Raw genomic sequence first — 19,519 nt, 5'->3', positions numbered from 1 at the left:
CCCCCCCCCCCCCCCCCCCCCCCCCCCCCCCCCCCCCCCCCCCCCCCCCCCCCCCCCCCCCCCCCCCCCCCCCCCCCCCCCCCCCCCCCCCCGCGGCCGTGGAGAGGGACTAGGACCGCCACCGTGGAGAGGGGCGAGGACCCGCGGCCGCGAAGAGGGCGAGGCCCGGGCGCCGGGGCGCGGAGGCTCGTGGTTCCGTGGAGCTGCGGGCCCGTGGATTCGTGGATCCGTGAGCTTGGGCCGGTAGCCCCGTGGAGCTGTGCCCCGTAGCCCCCTGCGCCCTCTTGAGATCCGTAGGCCCGGCCAGGCGACGGCGCTCGAAGCCGGGGCTGGGTCCGGATCTAGGTCCGGTCCGGGTCTTGGTCTTGGGGCGGTGTCAGCCCTGGAGGAGCTTCTTCACCACGGCGGCGACCCGGCCGCCCTCGGCCAGCCCGGCCACCTTCGGGTTCACGATCTTCATGACGGCGCCCATGGCCCGCGGCCCCTCGGCACCGGCCGCCTTCGCCTCCGCCACGGCCTGCTCGACGATCGCGTGCAGCTCCTCGTCGGACAGCTGCTTGGGCAGGTAACCGGCGAGCACCTCGCCCTCCGCCTTCTCCCGCTCGGCCTGCTCGGGACGGCCTCCCTGGGCGAAGGCATCGGCCGCCTCCCGGCGCTTCTTCGCCTCGCGGGTGATCACCTTGAGGATCTCGTCGTCGGAGAGCTCCCGCTTCTCCTTGCCCGCGACCTCCTCCTTGGTGATCGCGGCGAGGGTCAGCCGGAGCGTCGAGGAGCGGAGCTCGTCGCGCTCCTTGATCGCGGCGTTGAGGTCGTCCTGCAGCTTCGACTTGAGCGTGGTGGTCATGGCCCGATTGTCGCAGGTACACGTCCACGCGTGCCCGCCCATTTCCCCGCCGGCCCCCTTCCCCGGGCCCGTCCGTCCCTCGTCCGTCCCTCGTCCGTCCCTCGCGCGACGGGCGCCCGTCCGCCCCCACCCGCCTCACCGCTCCGCACCCGTCCCCATCTCCCCGTTCCCGTCCGCCGGACCGGTGGCCGGTCTCGGCGCGCCCAACCCGTCTGACACGATGGACAGATGCGCGCGCGATACGGAATCCCCCTGGGAATCGTGGCGGCCGGCACCGCCGGCCTGGTCTACGCGGCGGGCTTCGAGGCCCGCTCCTTCCGCCTCCGACGGGTCACGGTCCCCGTCCTGCCCCCGGGCATGCGCCCGCTGCGCGTCCTCCAGGTCTCCGACATCCACATGGTCGGCGGCCAGCGCAAGAAGCAGCGCTGGTTGCAGTCGCTGGCCGGGCTCCGCCCCGACTTCGTGATCAACACCGGGGACAACCTGTCGGACCCCGAGGGCGTCCCCGAGGTGCTGGACGCCCTCGGCCCGCTGATGGAGTTCCCTGGGGCGTACGTCTTCGGCTCCAACGACTACTACGGCCCCAAGCTGCGCAACCCCGCCCGCTACCTGCTGGAGAAGGCGAGCGGACGCCACGGGCTGAACGGCAACGCGCCGGCGGTGGGGGCGGTCCACAACCCGTGGGAGGACCTGCGGGACGGCTTCGACTCGGCGGGTTGGCTGAACCTGACCAACACGCGGGGAGTCCTCAAGATCGAGGGCGTCTCCATCGAGCTGACCGGTCTGGACGACCCGCACATCAAGCGGGACCGCTACGCCCGGGTGGCCGGCGGTCCGTCGGAGGGGCACGACTTCTCGCTCGGCGTGGTCCACGCACCCTACCTGCGGGTACTGGACGCGTTCACGGCGGACGACTACCCCCTGATCCTGGCCGGCCACACCCACGGCGGCCAGCTGTGCATCCCCTTCTACGGCGCCCTGGTCACCAACTGCGACCTGGACACGGAACGCGTGAAGGGCCTGTCCACGCACACGGCGGACGGCCGTACGTCCTACCTCCACGTCTCGGCGGGCTGCGGCACCAACCGCTACACCCCGGTCCGCTTCGCCTGCCCGCCCGAGGCGACGCTGCTGACGTTGGTGGAGCGGGGGTAGGAGGCGGGGGGTCGAGGGGCGGCAGGGGAAGGGGTAAGGGCAGGGCCCATGAGGGCCCCGAACCCGCGACCCAGGCACCGGGCCCCGAGCACCGGGTCCCGGGCACGGGGGCCTGTAACCCACCCGGCGCAACCCACCTGGCCGCTCCCCTCCCCCGCTCCTAGCGTGAGGGCATGACCGCCCCGATACCCAGGGACATCCCGGACCTGCCCGCGGTCCCGGGCCCGCCCGTCCTGCTGCCCGCGCCGGTGCCGGCCACGGCGGTGGTGGCCCCGGTACGCCGCCCGGCGGCCGCGGTGTTCCGCCTGCTGATCTCCGTGGCGGCGGCGGGCGGGGTCGCGCTGGAGCTGCTGCTGGGCAGCCCGGCCCGCGTAATGAGCCACTTCAGCGTGCAGGCCGGCGTCATGGTGGCCTTGATCATGTTCCTGTCGGCGGCGAGGGCCTGGCGGGCCCGCCGCCCTCTCCCGTCGTCGGTGACCGGCGCCGCGCTCCTCTACGTGGTGGCCGGCGCGCTGGTCTACCACCTGCTCCTGGCCCACACGACGCCTCCGTTCTCGCTGACCGGCGCGACGTCGGCGCCGGCGCGCTGGCACGCCCAGTGGACGGCGCTCCAGATCCTCCACGTGCTGGTCCCGGCTGCGGCGGTACTGGACTGGCTGCTGCTCACACCGGCGCCCCGCCTGCACCTGCGCCAGACCGCGGCGTGGATGCTCTATCCCTTGGCCTACCTGGCCTTCTCCTTCATCCGCACCGCGTTCCTCCCGCCGGCCGACCCGTCCCGGCACCTCTATCCCTTCCTGGACGTGACGGCCCACGGCTACCGCGGCACCCTGGCGAACGCGCTCCTCCTGGGCCTCGGCATCTACGCCCTGGGCATCCTCCTGGTGACCCTGGACCACACCCGCCCGTCCCCGACCCGCCACCGCGTCTGAACCGGATTTCGCCTACAGCCCCCAGTGGGCTAAAGTAAACGTCGTCGCCGCGGGAAGCAGCGACACCGGGGTGTAGCGCAGCTTGGCAGCGCGCTTCGTTCGGGACGAAGAGGTCGTGGGTTCAAATCCCGCCACCCCGACGCCGTAGTACCAGTTCAGGGGCCTGATCCGCTTAGCGGGTCGGGCCCCTGAGTGGTTCCAGGAGCCGTTTGGGGAGCCACTTGGGAGCCGAACTCAGGACACGGCTCCCCGTGGCACGGATACCGCCGCGCTTTGGGACGAGGCTTGGCAGCTGATCCGGCGGACTGGGGTACCCCGTGCACATCCGAGGGCACCACGAGCCGACCACTTCACGATTTCGCACGTCCCGGACGACGTGTCGCCAGAGCTCACGCCGAGCACGATGCCTCGGACGCCACCGTCACCCTCGCGCGGCTCGGCGGTCGAGATGACGGTGTGGCCGGACCTGTCGCTGTCGCCAGGGGGGCACATGTCACCACGCGCTAGGAGTCGCCAGGACCCCGAACGAGAGGCCCACGCGCTCCTCCCTCACCGACCGGAAGACAGCCCCTACATAGGCGAGTTCACCAGGTGCTTCCCGAACGCCCCATCCATTTCTGCCGTTTCGGCTGAGTCGAGTGCCACACTGGTAGTGGCTTTGCTTCGGGGGTCACTCCGCAGGCCGTGCGAGCGTCGAACGGCGCAGGCACGCGACGGGACTTGGGAATCGCCCAGTACTGATCGTCTCGCACGTCCAGAGACTCGAACGGCGCCAAGCGACGATCAAGGGAACGTGGGCGTGACCCCCTCGTCCTCGCGCACCACGCGACCCGTGGTCTGAGGAGGAGCGCCGTGGAGCCCCACGACGAGATCGAGAACGTACTTCCGCCCGACGCCCTGTTCTGGGCGATGGAGCCGTTCGGCCCGCCCTTGGGCGAGGCCGCGTGCAGCACGTGGGATCCGAAGCGGTTCCCCACCATGAGGGAGCAGCAGGCAGCCTTCGACGGGGAACCGACCGTGCCGGAGCGGGACGTCCCGCAGGCCCGGGCCATGTGCCGTACGTGCCCGCTGCTGGACAGCTGCCGCCGTTACGCCCAGGACAGTCGGGACGAGCACGTATTCCTGGCCGGGGAGACCGCCGAGGAGCGCCGTAAGAAGTGGCGGAAGACCGGCGAGATCGCCAAACGGCGTCGACGGGTGGCTGAGCTGTACGCCCTGAATGTGCCGACGGCGATCATCGCACGGCTGCTCGGGCACGCCGAGCGTTCGATTCGCAGCGACCTGCACGAGCTCGGCAAGCGCTCGCAACTGCCCCCCACTGCCTGAGACGACCGGCCGCCGGCGGACCCGCTCCGTCGGCGGCATTCACGCAGGCCCCTCTCTTCCTGCGCTACCCCGTACCCCCTTGCCGATCACCCCACTCATGGAGGACGACATGACGGATCAGGACGCCACCGAGTACGAGGAGATGACCGAGGAGGTGGAGGAGTCCGACGTCGTGGACGACGAGCTCGATACAGACGAGGACACGGACCAGGAAAGCGCGACGATCTGGTCGCGCTTCGGCGATAGTGACCTGCCGACGTTGCCGAAGATGGGGGCGGTAATCCGCGCCGCCAAGGCGGGCGCGGAGGCCGGACTGCCTCCCGAGTTCGCCACCGCCCTGGCCCACGCCGCTGTCGACCCCAGTGAGCTCAGGTCGTTGCTGAGGCGTCCGACTCGCGTCAACATCGCCGGAGGCGTCATCGAGGCGATCGACCTCGACCTCTACGTACCCGGCCTGGTACCGCTACCCACCAACAACCGCACCATGGAACGGCGGGTGTATCCGGCGGCCGGCGCCGAGGGGTACGCGGGACCACTGACCGGCCCCCGTTCCCCGTCCGGTGAGACCACCACGCTCTGGATCGAGGGCGAGGACGTCAGCCACGTGCAGGACGAGACGGAGCGGGCGCGTGAGTTCATCCTGGCGAACAACAACCTGCGCGAGTCCATCGCCGCGCGCGGCATCGCCATGCCGGTGAACGTTGTTTTCTTCGAGCTGCGGCACCGCGACGGCGAACCCTCTATGCCCCTCCTGGGGACAGCGGACGGCTCCAGCCGCATCACCAACGCCCACTACGTCCTGGGGCTCACCGACCCACAGACGCACTACCACTTCCCCACGGACCGCGACGACTACCGACGCTTCATCGGCTCAATCAGCGAGGCCGACCCTGATGCGTTGCGTCCCGCCGCCCGTCGGCGGCTGATACGACAGCGCAACGCACTGATTACTCCAGCCCGCGTATTTCTCCGCTTCTCTCCTACCAAGGGGGGCTACGACTACGCGCGCGCAGTCAACGCCTTCGTCGGCATGCTGCACGTCGATCCTCCGCGGCCATGGAGTCAAACGGGCAAACTCGAAGCCATGGCCGAAGCGGTCCTGGACGTACTCCGCAGCGCGGACGTACTCGACGATCCCGTCCACGACTACCTGGCAGGTCTTCTTACCCCAGACCAAGCCGAGGACGAGGGGCTCCCCGTCGAGCGTGACGAGCAGGCGGCCTTTGTGCTCGCAGCCCTGCTTCGCGAGCAACATCGGGACCTCGTCGAACGTGGGATCCGCGACGTCACCGCCAAGAAGAGCGTCAGCCCCGGCCGACGAACGGACGTGATCGCGGAGTTGGCTCTCCGGCCCACCCGGAGCATCGCCACTACCCTGGATGCCAAGGACGCCGAGCGCCAGCGGGCGGAGCGGATGCGCGCCGCCTACCTACGTTGTGCTCGGCTGACGCGGTACGCGACCGCAGAGTGGAAGGTCACCGGTCGGTCGCCAGAGAAACTCCTTAAGGCAGCTCTGGAGGAACTGCGCGCTGACCCCTCCAGCTCTCATGCCGACCCCACCCGGTGGGTCAACCGGCTGGAACTGGCGGCCATAGCCCAATACCATCTCACCGCCTGGGGCGGGCTGCGACGTGAAGCCATGGGCAACACCGGGGCCGACAAGCGCGGCCCGCAGCAAATCCTGGAAGCGATGCTCCGCGACGAGCAGGGTTTGCGATTGCTGGCCCAAGCGATCATCGATGGACGGGCTGGAACGCAACCACGACGTGTCACAGAAAGCGGGGCCTTCCAGCGCGGCGTCCGCGATGAGTACGGAAGCTGGCACGAGGACCCGGCAGGCAAACCCATGCCGATCGAGGACGAATGGCTGCGATACGAGGTCTACGCCACGGGTACGACCCTGCCGCGGCCGGTGACGCCTCCCAACGAGACACCTCGGATGAAGGCGACGCGGCTGAAGAGCCAAATCGGCCAGTACATCGAGCAGATCAACCTCGACGTTGATGAGCTCGCCAATGTGGAGGAAGCCCAGGGAGGACCGCTCCTCGACAAGGAAGGATGGGCGAAGCCGAACGAGCTCCTGAACCACCTTATGAACGTCCACTCGCAGATCAGCTATTGGGCACGAGTCGCCGAGCGTCAAATGAGCCGCTCAAACGGATAGTGCAATAACGGAGGGAGCCCTCCTCGGGGGCTCCCTCCGTTATTAGCCCACTTCATCGGATGTGGGGCGCATCGTACCCAGGGTCGCGTGACGTGGCCCATGCCTAACCAACCGTGAGGCGTGCCCGCAGTAGCGCGTCGAGGGCACGCACCGGTGATCGGTGACTCAAAGCCAAACGGGCGTCAAGTGCTTCCTCCCACTGCTCGGTCAGCCCCAACATGAGGCGCTTGCGCATGCCTGGGGTGACGTGGGCGTAGCGCGCCGAGACCGAGCCGTCGATGTGGCCCATGCGTTCGTCCATGAGCACCTTCTCGGTTCCCAGGTCCTCCATCATCGTCCGGTGGGTGTGGCGGAGGCCGTGGGGCGTGAGTCCCTTGGCTATCGGGAGCCAGCAGGCGTCGGCCCGTTCACTGGCACCCCGACCCCGTGCCGGGACACCGGGCCACGGCTCGCCGAGTAGGGGCACCGGTCGTGGCTCCTGTGGTGCCTTCTTCGGGTACCAGCCGGAGACCGCCGGCGTGAACAACCAGGTCGAAAAACCGTTCCTGCGCCAGTGGGCGGCATGCTCTGGTACAACGCCGCCCCGGACGAACCGGAGGTCCGCGATGGCCTGCTCGACCTTCTCTCGCGTGGCCTCGGTGACCCGTTCCGGGTGGTTGAGGACGTTGGACACCGTGCCGGTCGAGACGCCGGCGCGACGGGCGACGTCGACGAGCTTCGCGCCCTGGTGGCCCCCGGTACGGGCCACGCCCTGTCCTCGGAAGACGTAGGTCTTGCCGTGGCAGGGGCACGGCTTGGGCTTCGTGCGGGCGATGTGGTTGGCGACCAGCGCGGACAGCCAGTCCATCGAGTCGATGGTGCGGTAGCTGTCGTCCTTGGGAGGGCAGCGCACCAGCTCCCCCGTGTCGAGTTCGTACAGCTGCCACTCGACCCGGACGGCTCCAGGGCGGACGAACGCGGTCTCCAGGCCGACGATCTCGCCCCAGCGCATGCCGGTGTACCCCTTGAGGACCACGGCGACGAACTCGTCGTCGCGGCCCGACAGGAGGGCGGCTCGCTCGGCGGTCAGCAGGATGCCGAGCGCGTCGGTGACGACCTTCTCCGGGCCCCGGTCGCGGGAGCGGCCGGCGCGTTTGCCGCGACCGCGCCTCCTGGCCGCCGGGTTCGACGTGATCAGGCCCTCGTCGATCGCGTCCTCGAAGATCAGATGGAGTGTCGAGCGCCAGGTCTTGACGCTGGAGGCCGCGTACACGGCCTTCTCCTTCTTCTCCCACAGGTCGACGTCCGTGCGCAGGATTCCGGCGAGCGCCTTGTCCTCGAACTCGGGGAGCAGGTGCTCCTCGATGTGCCGCTTGTAGTTCTGCATGGTCGAGGCGGCCAGGTCCTGGGCCTCGTACCAGCGATTCGCGTACTCGCCGAAGGTCTCCTGGCCGAGCGCCGGGTCGCGCCAGTCGCCGCGACGGTACTTGTTCTCGGCCTCCGCTGCTGCCCGTTGGGCCTCGCCCTTGGTGGCGAACCTGATCGCCTTGCCGTTGTTGTCGACGACCGTGTTGTGCTTGCCAGGCGCGACCTTGTACCGGCCGCGCCAGTAGTTTCCGCGCTTCTCCGCGAAACCCAAGTTCCGCTGTCCCCCTCTTCCTATTCCTCGGCTACGGCAGACTGGGTCGGGTCACGCGACAGTGCCGTACTGCTGCTGTCGACGCGGCGGGCGGGCCCGCAGGCGGGTCGCCGGCGCAACGACAGGGCGGCGAGGTTGCGCGGAGCCGGTCTGCGTACCGGGCTCGGAGAGCGGCTCGGTCGCCCGTGCGGGTGTCTGCGCGGGCTGGGCCGGCCGCTGCTCGTAGAGGCGGATGATCTCGGCGAGGTGCTCGGCGGTGAAGCGGTAGGCGCGGCCAACCCGGGTGTGCGGTATCAGGCGCCGTCGCGCTCGGTCCTTGACCCACCAGGCCGAGCAGCCGAGGGTGTCGGCGATCTCCTCAGGGCGGTAGAGGCGGGGCGGAGGGGCAGACGGCCTGTGGGGCACGGGCGCGGGCGTGGATCGGTGCAAGGGGGCGGCTCCTGGTCGGGAGGTTGGGGAGGGCTGCGTGGGCGGCTCAGGCGGCACCCGGCCCCTGGAGGAGGGCGGCGGGTGACACCTGCAGGGCTGCGGCGATGGCGACGAGGTCGTCGATATCGCATCGCCGCTTGGCGAGTTCGATGCGGGACAGCATCGTGTTGGACATAGGACGGCCCAAAGCGGTGCATCGCGCGGCGAGTTGGCGCTGCCCAAGGCCGCGTTCCGTGCGAAGGATTTCGATGGTGCGAGCCGCCAGCATTCCTGCGGTCCCTATTTCCAGAGATCGTGCTGCCATGGCTCCAGTTGTAGCGTGCATTCGCCGGTTTGGTTAACCGGCGATCGTCGGCTATGTTGCGCCGCGCTCAATCGGTGAGCGAGGCGATCGGGGTGCTGCGCAAGGCCGGATCCCCGAACGTGCCCCGACACCAGAGAACCTCTCTGACGTGGGGTGTTGTGTTGTAGCTTCGTGGCTCGCGGGACGTCAACGGCTTGCCGATGTGATCCTTCTGGCTCGGGATGCGGGGCAACTATTTGGTCAACCGCCGATCGTGCCCTACCGTTTTCGCACCGCCCTCGCCGACTCGTTTTCCAGCCGCATTTCTGCCGTGAGAGATTGCGCCAGATAGGGCTGGACTTGCGCGCTGTGGGTGTGGCTATGTTGACGACACCTCGGAAAGCGCAAGCGGCCATCAACGCTCCCGCGTCAACGGCCGGACATCCCCGCCCTTCACGCCCGACCCGCCCCGACCGACGGTGAACCGTGGGCACCCAGCCCACCGGTCACCGAGTGAGGACCGCCCCTCTTGGCACGAATCCGCACCATCAAACCGGAAGCCTTCGTCTCCGAGTCCCTGGCCGCCGTCTCCCTGACCGCCGAGCGCACCTTCTTCGGCCTGCTCACCCAGGCTGACGACCAGGGGCGCCACCGCGACCACGCCGCGATCATCGCCGGGCAGCTGTGGGCTCTGCGCCCGGAACACACGCCTGGCGCTGTCGAGCAGGACCTCGCCCAGCTCGTGGACGTGGCCAACTGGGGGCTGGACGACCAGGACAAGTACTGGATCGCCTCCACCGAGCCTGTACCCACGGTCGTCGTCCACACCGTCGTCGCGACCTGGGCCGGCGTCTTCGTCACCGCCGACCGCCCGCACATCGACTGGTACCAGCTCCTGGACCCCGACGACCTCGAACGCACCCGCGATACGGAGGACGTCCCCGTCACCGCCTGGACGGTCGCGCCCAACGGAACAGCGGCACCCACACGCGGCTTCTTCCAAGTTCTGCCGGGCATGCTCGCGGCGCACCTCGCCGAGGCCGGCCTGCCCCTGCTGCACCCCGAGTCGTCCCCGCGGCACCTGGTGCTCGGCCCCACGCTCGACGGCCCCCGAGAGGCTGTGGAGTGGCCACCGCGGTGGATGCCCGACCGCAACGGTGATGCCCCCTGGTCGCTCGGCGTACGGATCGGCGCCCAAACCGCCTGGCAGGAGCCCGAGCCGCGCATCCATATCGATCTCGTACTACACCGCTGGCTCCACCTGCCGCTCAGCTTCTCCCCCAACCTCAACCTGCACGCCTGGCTACTGAGCCCCGGCGGCATCCTTCGTCCCAGCGAGCGCCCCACCTTCCTGCGCGTCCCCGGCACCTGGCGCGGCCGCTGGATGTGGTCCAACGGCCTCGAACAGCTCCTCACCCGCCTGAGCCAGCTCCCGCACCCCGCACTCCCCGACGTCCTCGGCGACCCGCTCCGGTACCTGCCCCACAACGGCGAGCCGAACGACGCTTCTGACGGAGAAGACGACCGGTTGCCCTACGCCGCCATCCAGTATCAGAGCGGCATGCGGATGCTCCGCCCTCAAAGCCCGCCACCTCCTGGCGGCCGCCGGCAGAACGCCAAGACATGTGATCACCCCGTGAACCCGGGCTTCATGCCGATCAACCACCACCAGCTCTTCGAAGCCGTCACCAACGTGCTCGCTCCCGTCGGCCTGACCCCCGCCCAGACCTACTCACGCCGGCGACCGCGTGGCCGGAGCACCAGCCCGCGCCTCGCCCCGGAAGGGCGCCGCTACCAGCTGGAGTTCTGGAACCAGACGGACACCACCCGCCGGGTACTGCTCAATGCCCTCCAGGACAACAAACACGGCCTCGCGCTGACCCCGACGCCAACGGCCGAAGCGTCCACTCGGTCCTTCAACGACGGATCCCTGACCCTGTCGGTCAGCTTCCACGACATCGGCGAACTCGCCGCCGCCCTGCGCCTGCCCGAGGGCCAGGAGAGCAAAGCCGCCCGGACGGCCATCGCGGCCCAGCAGCGCCTTGAGAAGATCCGGACCCGTCTCGCGTCGCTGCCGCACCGGGATACGCCAAGCACTTCTCCCGGCACAGGGCACACGGCGTCCCTCATCGAACTCGACGGTCCCCGAGCGTTCACCGGCAAGGACATCGCCGACCCGAAGACCACCCTGCGAAAGGGCTTCACTCAGGCCGACCGTGTCACCCAGTTCCTCCGCCCCGTCACCGCCACAGACACCGCGGCCACCGAGGAGATCAACGACGAGGAGCTCCTCGACGCGGACGACGTGGTCAACGCCGCCCAGGCCACGAACGACGACCTGGACCCCGACATCCAGCTCCCGCCGGAAGACACCGAGGAGACAGCCGCCGACCGCGACCTGCCCCGAGCTGCCAACGCCATCCGGGACGCCCTGCGCCAGCTGGGACACGTCCCCGCGCCGCACACCTCCCCGACCGGCGCACCGATCGAAGCCTGGGCGCTGTGGTACGAACCCATCCGCGGCGGCGCCATCCCCATCCTGATCCGCCACCGGCCTGATGGCACCCTTACCACCCTCCTTCCCGGCATACCACCCATGCCCTACAGTGCCCTGCACTTGGCGCTCGCCACCGGCCGTGGCCGGCTCCCCAGAGGCAAGGGAGCCGATAGCGAGTACACCGACTTCCTGCGCCGGGCCCTTATCCTCGACGACCCCACGCCCAGGCTCCTGCTCGTCGGCGGCCGCAACCTACGTAGCCGCGGCTGGGCCTGGCTCCAGACCCAGCACATGCGGCGCGACGTCCTGGTCCTGCCCGGCGCGGACCCCCGCGAGAGCGCAGAACTGACCTTGGAGGACATCGCGGCGCAGCAGTCACTGGCCCGACTCGGCGTACGCCTGCCCAGCCAGTGCCCTGGCCTCCGGATCGCCCGCGTCATCCCCCGAGACAGCGCTCGCGAAGTACCGCACGTCTTCGCACAGGACGATGGCCGCCCCTACGGAATCACCTCCGGTCTCTTCGAGGTCCACGAGCGGCTCTACTACGCCCTCGCACCCAAACCAGTCCAGGGCAAGGCACCAATCGGTCTCGACAAGTTCGACCCCGCCCAACCCCGCGCCGCCGCCAAACGAGCCTGGAACCCGGAGCCCTCGAAATCGCCCTGCCCTTCCTCCAACCAGAAGACACCGACGCGGCTGCCTGGGCTCTGTACGTCCACTCGCTGCGCACCGCCCACCTGCACACCACTGTCCCGACCCGCCTCCCAGCCCAGCTGCACCTCGCCGACCTCGCCGGCCGATACATTGCCGAGCGGTGAGCGATTCGCTGCGTGACTTTAGAGCTTGGCAAGGTGGCGGAAGTCAGTCCTCGGAGGCGTCGGATGCCGCCATCTCAGTCGTCGTGATCTCCATGCTGTCGGCATGGACCCATTCGATGCCGCTGATGTCAACCCCGAAACGCTCATTTTCTTCCACAAAGACGTCTTCCCGAAATACGAGAATAGGGTCTCCGCCCTCATCAGGCTGCCGCCAGATGGTCTTAACAGGCCGATTCCTCAACTCCGTCAATGCCAGCTCACGCTGATCCCCTTCTTCCTGGAAAGAGATATCAATCGCATCCGCGATGAGCTGATCCATTTCAGGACGGCTATACCTGCGATTGCACAGAAGCGCTGCGGCACGCTTGCGGCCTGGGTGGATAGAATCCCAGACAGAACGACCGTTCTTACGCCCTCCCCCGGGATGATTGGAACCGAAGCCAGTCATCAAACTATTCCACAGAACTGGCCTATATGTGCGCAACAGAGCCCGCTCACCCAAGATGACCCATACATCATCAAGGACGAGATACCTGACGTCAAAGTGAGAGGCGCTGAGATTTTCCGCCTCGTTGATACTTTTACGGTGGTTGGTTATGCGCTTATATAGCTTCGGTTCTGACTCGTTCGGAGGCTCTCCGTAACTACTGCTCCCGGCCTGGGCCCTACCCACGTAGATGGGAACATCGGCGTCTCTCAAGCGCTCGTAGATCTTGAGGTCGCCGGTGTAATAGAGCGCGTATAGCCCTGCCCCGGGGAACGGCTTGACCGAGTCCAAGGAGACTCTTGGCCGTCCGTCCATCTCCTCCCTGAGGTTCCGGCTGAGGAGATCGATGTCCAGAGGGTTGAAGTGCGTGGGTGTCTTGTCGTCGGCGCTAGGTGCCATGCGCGGGATGATACTCACCCGCAGTGGACAGGCCGGCCTCGCAGCGTGGCCTCCCCAGCCGAGAGCGGACCGGGGGGCGTCGTCCACGTGACGAAGCCACCTCCACGTCACCACGCCTGAGACTCAGGCGGCTGGACCAGGCGCACCTCGCACAATCCCGGCTACGCGAGCAGCAACTTGCACTGGGTCCTCGTGCTCCCACACACGCACGACCGTCCACCCAGCCTCTCGCAGCAGCCGGTCCGTCTCCGCGTCCCTGGCCCGGTTACCCTCGATCTTCGCGCTCCAGAATCCGGCGTTCACGGTCGCGGGACGCAAGTGCTGCGGGCAGCCGTGCCAGTAACAGCCATCAACGAATACCGCGACTTTCGCCCTAGAAAAGACAATATCGGCCGTGCGCCGCAGATCGGGGAGGGGCCGGGTCGCGACGCGGTAGCGAAGACCTTGTTGATGGAGCAACGACCGTAGCCGCAGCTCAGGTTTAGTGTCCTTGTTCCGATTACCTCGCATTGAGGCCCGAACCGCAGACGAAGAAGCCCACGATCCCTCTGCGACCGGTTCCTCAGTAAGCAATCCCTTTTCCCGGGCCATCCTCCAGCCCTCGGCGAGGTTTTCGGCTCGGGTTTCGTGCTCGACTTGTCCAAGGTAGCGGGCTGGCGACTTCCCACTGTCAGACCAACGCAGGTACGCGCGAATACGTCGAGTACCCGGAAGGACCTTCAACTCCACAGAGGCCCGAGCAACTCGGCCCTGGCCGAGGTCTACCAATCGTCGATGGCGTCCGCCGGCGGCCCGGTCCTGTTCCGCCGCGACAGCCGCCCGGCTTCTGCTTGGGCGCCCTTTCCAAGCCCGGTCGGAGGGTGGGGCTTGGTTCCAGCCGCTCTGCGCCCTTTTTGTGGGCCCAGTCACTTTTTACGCTCCTCCGCTTCATCCAACACAGAGGCTACGGCTCTCGCGAAGACTTCCCCGAGGGCGACGGGTACGGCATTGCCCAGTTGGCGCATCTTTTCCCCGCGGGGACCTTTCAGGACCCAGGAGTCGGGAAATGTCATGACTCGCGCCGTCTCCCGCACAGTCATGTACCGGTGCTTATACCTGACTCCGTCGGGGGCATCCCTGTCGGCGACCAACTCATCCAGGAGCATCACCGACTCACCACCCGGGACACCATGCACGCCAGCCTTTACGGTCTTCGCGGGGCGGTCGAGTTCGTTGGGCGTATGCCCATCGTAGATGCGAGCTCCAGGCCATCCGATGTGTTCCGTGAAGCCGCCAAGAAGGTGCTCGGTCCGATCCAACCACTCGTCAGGGACCTCAGGCAGAGGCTTGTTGTCGCCGATGCCCGCGATCGCGTCTCGCAGAGTGTGCCAGGGCCGCAGACCGTCGCCCATGGGCAGGGTCGCCGTGAGACGGGCCATGACCCGCTCTCGCACATGGTCAGGAATATCCGAATGCCGTTCCCAATAACCGCCCTCCGCCATGGACCGCATCAGGGCAGTCTCCGAGTGCGTCGGCTGAACGAGTCGCCTGAACAGAGCCAGGTCGACCTTCAGGTCCCGACGGAAGGCGACGATGATCACGCGGTTGCGGATCTGGGGAACCCCATAGTCCGCAGCATTGACCGGCATCATCACGATGTCGTAGCGCTCCGTCGGGTCATCAGGCTCCCGCTTGAGTCGTTCCAGCAGGTAAGCGTCGTGCTGCTGCCAGGTAGCCCCTTTTGCCCGCTCCTCGAAGGGGAGCTCCAACTCCCGCATAATATAGTCGAAATAGGGCTTAAAGGACGGCCTGAGCAAACCTCGCACGTTCTCGCAGATGACCGCCTTCGGGCGGATCTGGCGCACAGCCCTGAACATCTGCGGGAACATGTTCCGCTTGTCCTCGTCGCCCCTGGCGACACCACCGAGGCTGAATGGCTGGCAGGGCGGCCCTCCAGCGAGCACGTCGACCCGGCCCGCCAGATACCTCATGTCCAGCTCTTGGACGTCCCCCGCGACAAGAGGGACCCTCTCCCCGGGGCCAGGCACAGCCGGCCTCTCACCGGCGGGCACCCGCACGGCAACGTTCGCCTCCAGGGTCTCGCACGCCCGCTTGGCGAACTCGTTAAAGAGCAAGGGACGGAAGCCCGCGCGGTGAACGGCCATGGCCAGACCGCCAGCGCCAGCGAACAGCTCAACGCCCGTGCGATCCCTCTTAGATCCTTCTTGCAGCTCAGCCATTCCAAAAGCATACCGCGGAGTTAGCGATCATCAAGCCATATCAGGGAGGAGGTTTCCTGTCATGGCAGGGGCACCGATAGGGTCTGCGGGGGATCAGGTCGACCAAGGGGAGCGGGACGGATGGCGCCGGTGGTGAGCCCCGACGATGGCACGCAGTACCACAAGGACTTCACTCTCAGCATCACGAAGGCGCTCGGTGACCAGCTGGCAGCGGCTCTCGACGGGCTAGACAGGGCCCCCCTGACGGACCGGAGCATCGCGGCCCTCAAGGAAAAGCCCGGCGTCTACCAGCTCTACTTGAACGGCAGCTTCGTCTACGTCGGCAAGGCCGATAGGTCGTTGCCCGCGCGGCTCCGCAACCATAAGCGCAAGATCTCGGGGCGTCGGAGGATTTCGCTCGACGAGATGGCCTTCTCCTGTCTCTACGTGGCCGAAGACTTCTCGGCACTCGCTCCCGAACAGCTCCTGATCAGCCACCACAAGGGCATGGGAGACATTCCCTGGAACAACAACGGGTTCGGCAATAAGGACCCCGGGCGCCAGCGGGACAGCACCGTACTAAAGCGGAATCACTTTGACGTGCTATTCCCCATCGACCTCGACCGACCGGTCGAGGGCCTACGAGCCGGGGAAACGACACTGCAGGAGCTCTTGGAAGCGGTTAAGGTCGGCTTGCCCTACAACTTCCGCTATGGGAAGCATGACGGCTTCAAGAGTCGATATGTGACTGTCCCGTCGGAGTCAATGACCGCTGACCAGGTCTTCCAACTGATCTCCGCAGAAATACCGGACCAGTGGCAGATCACCGCTCTCATGGGATACGTGATCATGTATGACGACAGTCCTCGAACTTACAAGAGCGCCTGGCGGTACTACCGCGGTGGTCAGCGCATCGAGGACGTACCCGAGGCGGATCCAGCGGGTTTCGTAGAAACCGACCCGCCCATGGTCGGCGAGTGAGCTGACGAGGCATCTCTCCCTCGCGGAAGCACCCAAGTGCTACCAGGTCGTGAGGTGACACGACGACGGCCGCACCCAGGGTGGCAGACTGGCGGAATGATTAGGGAGCCAGCCGAAACGGTCGTGTCCGAAGCCGGTGCCGTTGAGATCCCCTTGGGCGTACTCGCCGAGGCCGGCTTGGATCCGGGAACCGCCGTCGTTGTGTACAGCGACGGTGACGGACGAGTTGTAATCCGCCGTCAGACCGACGCCCTCGACGACATCCTGGAGCACGGAACCCTGTAGCCCAATAACGGAGAAGCGGTGACAGCGTCGGCTGGCGACCCAAACCAGGTGACGTCCGCCGTCCAGCCAGCCAACGAAGGCTGCCAGGACCCCGCACTTGAGCCTTGGGGAAAGTGAGCGTTTGTCAGTGCCCGCGCGTAGCGTGAGCCCTGTCCGGCCCGAGAAGCAGGGAGCAGGGATGTTCGATCGCGACGTGAACTTTCCATGCGCTGTTGCCAGCTATGACGCCGAAGGTGTGGACGCGGCAGTCGACTGGTGCTACGAGCACATGGAGGACGGCGACAGACTCACTGTCTGGACCAGCCTCAGGTCCAACCTGAGGAACTGCTCCGAATTGGAACAGCTTGTGGCCCGGCACCCCAACGTCGAGCACGTTACCGGCCGGGGCGGTGGGTCCGTCCGTGGAAACGGTCCAGTACTCATGGCCTGGCCAGACATGACGGACATCGGCAAATTGGTTCAGCACGGTGGCAGCCGCATTCGCGCGCTTTGCGTGATCACGTGGAACGAAGACGAGATCCGGCCGTGGGTGACAGCCGTCAGGCCATCAATCCTTGGCGACGGTTCGGCGTGGGAAGACTTGACGCCGGCACTCGACCCGATCGTCGTCGAAGCGCTGAAGAGCCTAACGCTGACCGTCAACCACAACAACACGATCTCTGCCGGCCGCGATAAGGACGTGGTCGTGAGCAGTCTTCTGGCTCTGCACGACGCCGGCATCCGGATGGACGGTGAAGCCATGCAGGGGTGGGCTCTCGCGCATGGGTGGTCGGGCGAGAACCCAGAGCGTCTCGCCAAGTACGTGAGGGACATCAACGCGGGGAAGCGTCCGCGATGCCGCCACATTCTCCGTCCCGACTACATTGACGACCTTCGGCGTCGCGCCACGGGCAACGCGTAGGCACGGGGGTCGCCCCACCCTGGCGCCAGGGCTACCCCCCCCCCTGCCTGGGAGCCATCTGGGAGCCAACCCGCTCCCCGAACCCCTTCCAGGCCACCCGACACCAACCGATCCCGCCCATCTGAACTGCGAAAATGCCGTCGCTGCTGGCAGACTCGCCAACCGAACCTCATTCGGGACGAAGAGGTCGTGGGTTCAAATCCCGCCACCCCGACAGCCGCAAGACCAGGTCAAGGGCCTGATCCTCTCAGAGGGTCAGGCCCTTCCTGCGTCTGCAGTGATCGTTTGGTCGATATCCGGGAGAAGATCTCGGTCGGGGTCTCTCGCCAGGTGATCGTCGAGCAGCAGTACGCAGAGCCCCTTCGGCGACAAGCAGGTCGCGCCTGACCGCATCCGCGCCCTCATCGTGTCGACCGACCGGCGCGGACTACTCGTCCCGGTGAGCAACATGGCCCGTGACTGGATCCGTGATCTTCGCGGTTACGAACTCCAGGCGCATGACGATGGGACGCTCAGCGCCGGGCACGTCGCGATGCTCCGCGCCGGACGAGGTGTGGTCCGGACCGCACCTGCTCCGCAGACGACACAGGTGGAGGTCAGTGGCACCATGTTCGCGCTCTCGCTCTGCTTGGCGCACCCGCGTCAAGCAGCAAGCACGCCGACAGCAGGTGCCCGTCGACGACACCCCGCAGCGGACGGTGTTCGACGCGTCGGTAAGGGCGGTCTCGTGGACACGGCGGCCGTCTCCGCGGTGCTCCCGCTGTGTCAGCGGACCGTCGTGAAACTCACGACCGGGCCGTCCTCCGTCTTGGTGGCAGTGACGTGGAACGAGCGGTCCGGGAAGGCGTCGTGCAGGCAGCTGTGCCAGGAGCGGGCGATCTCCTCGGCCAGGACGTGGGCCGCGGCCTCGGAGTCGGGATCCTCCGGAATGTCGATGTAGAGCGCCAAGCGGAACCGGTTCAGCATGGCCTCGATCGAGGTGGCGTCCCCCCGTAGCCGCTCGTGCCAGGTGCGGAAGTTGTCAGGCTCATAGACGCGGTCCCACAGGACGCATCCTTCCACTTCCACGAAGCGAGGCTTGAACGCGCGGGAGAACGCGGCCCACTCACCCAGTCCCGCCTGCTGCGACAGGTAGTCGAGGTAATCGGCGTCGTCGCCGACCGCCTGCGTCCACTCCTGCACATCCCTAACTTTCAGGGGGTCCATCATCCGTCCTTCGCACTCACTGGACGAGCTCGTCGGGGCGAGCAGGACCTGGGCATCTTCTTCCGCGTGAGGAACGTCTGGCCGGTCTTCGGGTTCACGTTCCTGGTGGTCTCCAGCACGTGGGGTGCCAGCCCCCGCCGTGCGGCTTGGAGTCCGGGTGGACGTCGACGCGCTTGATGGGCAGTCCCTGATCGTCATACACAGCGTAGGCCGTCACGCTCCCGTCATGCGTAGTGCCAGCGGTCCCGTCCGGCTCCACGACCCGCGTCAGCCGGTTCTCGGCGTTCCACACGTAGGTCCATGTGCGGCTTTGGCCGTTCAGCAGTCGGGGGTTCCTGCGAATCAGACGGCCGTGCGCGTCGTAGGCGTACGAGGTTCGGCCGGCCGAGCGGACCAGGGTGCCGTCGAACTCGCGGTCGTCCGAGGTGGCGTGGCCGGGGGCGGTGGCGGTGGCGGTGGCGCGTACGACGTTTCCGACCGCATCGCAGGCGTAGTCCTCGCTCCAGCCATGCGCTCGGACACCGGTGACCCGACCGCTGGGGTCGAGGTCGAAGCGGCGCGTGCCCGAGGTCGGCTCGCGGATCTCGGTGATGCAACCATCGGCTCGGTGGGCGTAGGCGCGGTGCTGCAGCAGGCGGTGGGCGGTGGTTTCCGCTCCCGTTGACAGGGTCTGCGCGAGCAGTCTTCCCGTCCCACTCCAAGCCTGCGTCAGTATGACCTCGGTACCGATACGGCGCGCCCGCCGCGTCGTTGACGAAGTCCAGCGTGCCACCGAGTAAGCGGACGCCCTGCCGCGTCGTACGTCCAGACCGAGGTCAGGCCCGAGGAGGTTGTCCGCCGGGTTCGGGGTCCCAGGACGTCATAGCCGTGCGCGGTTTACGGAGTTGTCTTGGCTTCGCACTAACTGATCATTTCAGAATGATCTTCGGAGTCGTCGCAAGCAGATGATGCTGCAGGCGAGTTGGAGCAGTCCGAGGTGGAGGTCGGCTCGTATCT

General features: G+C 67.3%; 16 protein-coding genes, 1 tRNA gene and 2 pseudogenes. 10 read left to right on the top strand and 9 right to left on the bottom strand.

Features of this window, described 5'->3' with window-relative positions:
* Positions 1 to 376 precede the first annotated feature (376 nt).
* Positions 377 to 844 (bottom strand): GatB/YqeY domain-containing protein, encoded by a 468-nt coding sequence (locus ACZ63H_RS36510; RefSeq protein WP_469872589.1) that lies wholly within the window; start codon positions 842 to 844, stop codon positions 377 to 379.
* A 228-nt stretch (positions 845 to 1,072) separates the two neighbouring features.
* Here ACZ63H_RS36510 and ACZ63H_RS36505 point away from each other — a divergent pair, with 228 nt between their 5' ends.
* From ACZ63H_RS36505 to ACZ63H_RS36485, 5 genes are all read left to right on the top strand, one after another.
* The gene (locus tag ACZ63H_RS36505; protein ID WP_469872587.1) at positions 1,073 to 1,999 is read left to right on the top strand and encodes a metallophosphoesterase; all 927 of its coding nucleotides are present in this window, start codon (positions 1,073 to 1,075) and stop codon (positions 1,997 to 1,999) included.
* A gap of 173 nt (positions 2,000 to 2,172) precedes the next feature.
* Positions 2,173 to 2,931 carry a Pr6Pr family membrane protein gene (locus ACZ63H_RS36500; RefSeq protein ID WP_469872586.1) on the top strand — a complete coding sequence of 253 codons (759 nt, stop codon included), beginning with the start codon at positions 2,173 to 2,175 and terminating at the stop codon, positions 2,929 to 2,931.
* 66 nt (positions 2,932 to 2,997) lie between these two features.
* Positions 2,998 to 3,071, top strand: a tRNA-Pro gene (locus ACZ63H_RS36495).
* A 712-nt stretch (positions 3,072 to 3,783) separates the two neighbouring features.
* Entirely contained in the window at positions 3,784 to 4,257 is a 474-nt protein-coding gene (locus tag ACZ63H_RS36490; RefSeq protein ID WP_469872584.1) for a WhiB family transcriptional regulator, read from the top strand.
* A gap of 109 nt (positions 4,258 to 4,366) precedes the next feature.
* Positions 4,367 to 6,421, top strand: coding sequence for a hypothetical protein (locus tag ACZ63H_RS36485; protein WP_469872582.1), 2,055 nt, complete (start codon positions 4,367 to 4,369; stop codon positions 6,419 to 6,421).
* A gap of 103 nt (positions 6,422 to 6,524) precedes the next feature.
* On the opposite strand, the gene ACZ63H_RS36480 is transcribed toward ACZ63H_RS36485, so the two are convergent.
* From ACZ63H_RS36480 to ACZ63H_RS36470, 3 genes are all read right to left on the bottom strand, one after another.
* Complete coding sequence (locus ACZ63H_RS36480; RefSeq protein ID WP_469872580.1) at positions 6,525 to 8,039, bottom strand: LacI family DNA-binding transcriptional regulator; 1,515 nt, start codon at positions 8,037 to 8,039, stop codon at positions 6,525 to 6,527.
* Positions 8,040 to 8,090: 51 nt separating this feature from the next.
* The gene (locus tag ACZ63H_RS36475; protein ID WP_469872578.1) at positions 8,091 to 8,444 is read right to left on the bottom strand and encodes a helix-turn-helix domain-containing protein; all 354 of its coding nucleotides are present in this window, start codon (positions 8,442 to 8,444) and stop codon (positions 8,091 to 8,093) included.
* Positions 8,445 to 8,514: 70 nt separating this feature from the next.
* Positions 8,515 to 8,772, bottom strand: a complete 258-nt coding sequence (locus tag ACZ63H_RS36470) for a helix-turn-helix domain-containing protein (protein ID WP_469872576.1) — start codon at positions 8,770 to 8,772, stop codon at positions 8,515 to 8,517.
* A gap of 508 nt (positions 8,773 to 9,280) precedes the next feature.
* Between ACZ63H_RS36470 and ACZ63H_RS36465 the strand changes: the two are divergent.
* The 3 genes and pseudogenes from ACZ63H_RS36465 to ACZ63H_RS36455 form a co-directional block, all read left to right on the top strand.
* Positions 9,281 to 10,231, top strand: a pseudogene (locus tag ACZ63H_RS36465) (pPIWI_RE module domain-containing protein); the annotation flags it as partial.
* 81 nt (positions 10,232 to 10,312) lie between these two features.
* Positions 10,313 to 11,044: pseudogene (locus ACZ63H_RS36460) on the top strand (hypothetical protein); the annotation flags it as partial.
* A 614-nt stretch (positions 11,045 to 11,658) separates the two neighbouring features.
* Positions 11,659 to 12,066 (top strand): RNaseH domain-containing protein, encoded by a 408-nt coding sequence (locus ACZ63H_RS36455; protein WP_469872593.1) that lies wholly within the window; start codon positions 11,659 to 11,661, stop codon positions 12,064 to 12,066.
* A 43-nt stretch (positions 12,067 to 12,109) separates the two neighbouring features.
* Here ACZ63H_RS36455 and ACZ63H_RS36450 read toward each other — a convergent pair whose 3' ends face one another.
* The 3 genes from ACZ63H_RS36450 to ACZ63H_RS36440 form a co-directional block, all read right to left on the bottom strand.
* Positions 12,110 to 12,952 carry an Eco29kI family restriction endonuclease gene (locus ACZ63H_RS36450; RefSeq protein WP_469872574.1) on the bottom strand — a complete coding sequence of 281 codons (843 nt, stop codon included), beginning with the start codon at positions 12,950 to 12,952 and terminating at the stop codon, positions 12,110 to 12,112.
* 123 nt (positions 12,953 to 13,075) lie between these two features.
* Positions 13,076 to 13,462 carry a very short patch repair endonuclease gene (locus ACZ63H_RS36445; RefSeq protein ID WP_469872591.1) on the bottom strand — a complete coding sequence of 129 codons (387 nt, stop codon included), beginning with the start codon at positions 13,460 to 13,462 and terminating at the stop codon, positions 13,076 to 13,078.
* Between the two features lie 395 nt (positions 13,463 to 13,857).
* Entirely contained in the window at positions 13,858 to 15,171 is a 1,314-nt protein-coding gene (locus ACZ63H_RS36440; protein ID WP_469872572.1) for a DNA cytosine methyltransferase, read from the bottom strand.
* Positions 15,172 to 15,291: 120 nt separating this feature from the next.
* Here ACZ63H_RS36440 and ACZ63H_RS36435 point away from each other — a divergent pair, with 120 nt between their 5' ends.
* Positions 15,292 to 16,131, top strand: a complete 840-nt coding sequence (locus tag ACZ63H_RS36435; protein WP_030606495.1) for a GIY-YIG nuclease family protein — start codon at positions 15,292 to 15,294, stop codon at positions 16,129 to 16,131.
* A 463-nt stretch (positions 16,132 to 16,594) separates the two neighbouring features.
* The gene (locus ACZ63H_RS36430; protein ID WP_030606501.1) at positions 16,595 to 17,317 is read left to right on the top strand and encodes a hypothetical protein; all 723 of its coding nucleotides are present in this window, start codon (positions 16,595 to 16,597) and stop codon (positions 17,315 to 17,317) included.
* 765 nt (positions 17,318 to 18,082) lie between these two features.
* Here ACZ63H_RS36430 and ACZ63H_RS36425 read toward each other — a convergent pair.
* Together ACZ63H_RS36425 and ACZ63H_RS36420 are read right to left on the bottom strand one after the other, a co-directional pair.
* Complete coding sequence (locus ACZ63H_RS36425) at positions 18,083 to 18,526, bottom strand: hypothetical protein (protein ID WP_469872569.1); 444 nt, start codon at positions 18,524 to 18,526, stop codon at positions 18,083 to 18,085.
* Positions 18,527 to 18,617: 91 nt separating this feature from the next.
* Entirely contained in the window at positions 18,618 to 19,295 is a 678-nt protein-coding gene (locus ACZ63H_RS36420) for an RHS repeat domain-containing protein (protein WP_469872567.1), read from the bottom strand.
* Positions 19,296 to 19,519: the final 224 nt, after the last annotated feature.

Source organism: Streptomyces sp. NPDC104831, assembly GCF_055583025.1.
Note: the sequence above shows the minus strand (reverse complement) of the source record. Positions and strands in the feature narration are given on the sequence as shown.

Bases quoted from the DNA above. Each gene is read 5' to 3' on its own strand.
- ACZ63H_RS36510 (WP_469872589.1), bottom strand. From the start codon at position 844: ATGACCACCACGCTCAAGTCGAAGCTGCAGGACGACCTCAACGCCGCG.
- ACZ63H_RS36505 (WP_469872587.1), top strand. From the start codon at position 1,073: ATGCGCGCGCGATACGGAATCCCCCTGGGAATCGTGGCGGCCGGCACC.
- ACZ63H_RS36500 (WP_469872586.1), top strand. From the start codon at position 2,173: ATGACCGCCCCGATACCCAGGGACATCCCGGACCTGCCCGCGGTCCCG.
- ACZ63H_RS36485 (WP_469872582.1), top strand. From the start codon at position 4,367: ATGACGGATCAGGACGCCACCGAGTACGAGGAGATGACCGAGGAGGTG.
- ACZ63H_RS36470 (WP_469872576.1), bottom strand. From the start codon at position 8,772: ATGGCAGCACGATCTCTGGAAATAGGGACCGCAGGAATGCTGGCGGCT.
- ACZ63H_RS36450 (WP_469872574.1), bottom strand. From the start codon at position 12,952: ATGGCACCTAGCGCCGACGACAAGACACCCACGCACTTCAACCCTCTG.
- ACZ63H_RS36445 (WP_469872591.1), bottom strand. From the start codon at position 13,462: ATGCGAGGTAATCGGAACAAGGACACTAAACCTGAGCTGCGGCTACGG.
- ACZ63H_RS36440 (WP_469872572.1), bottom strand. From the start codon at position 15,171: ATGGCTGAGCTGCAAGAAGGATCTAAGAGGGATCGCACGGGCGTTGAG.
- ACZ63H_RS36435 (WP_030606495.1), top strand. From the start codon at position 15,292: ATGGCGCCGGTGGTGAGCCCCGACGATGGCACGCAGTACCACAAGGAC.
- ACZ63H_RS36430 (WP_030606501.1), top strand. From the start codon at position 16,595: ATGTTCGATCGCGACGTGAACTTTCCATGCGCTGTTGCCAGCTATGAC.
- ACZ63H_RS36425 (WP_469872569.1), bottom strand. From the start codon at position 18,526: ATGATGGACCCCCTGAAAGTTAGGGATGTGCAGGAGTGGACGCAGGCG.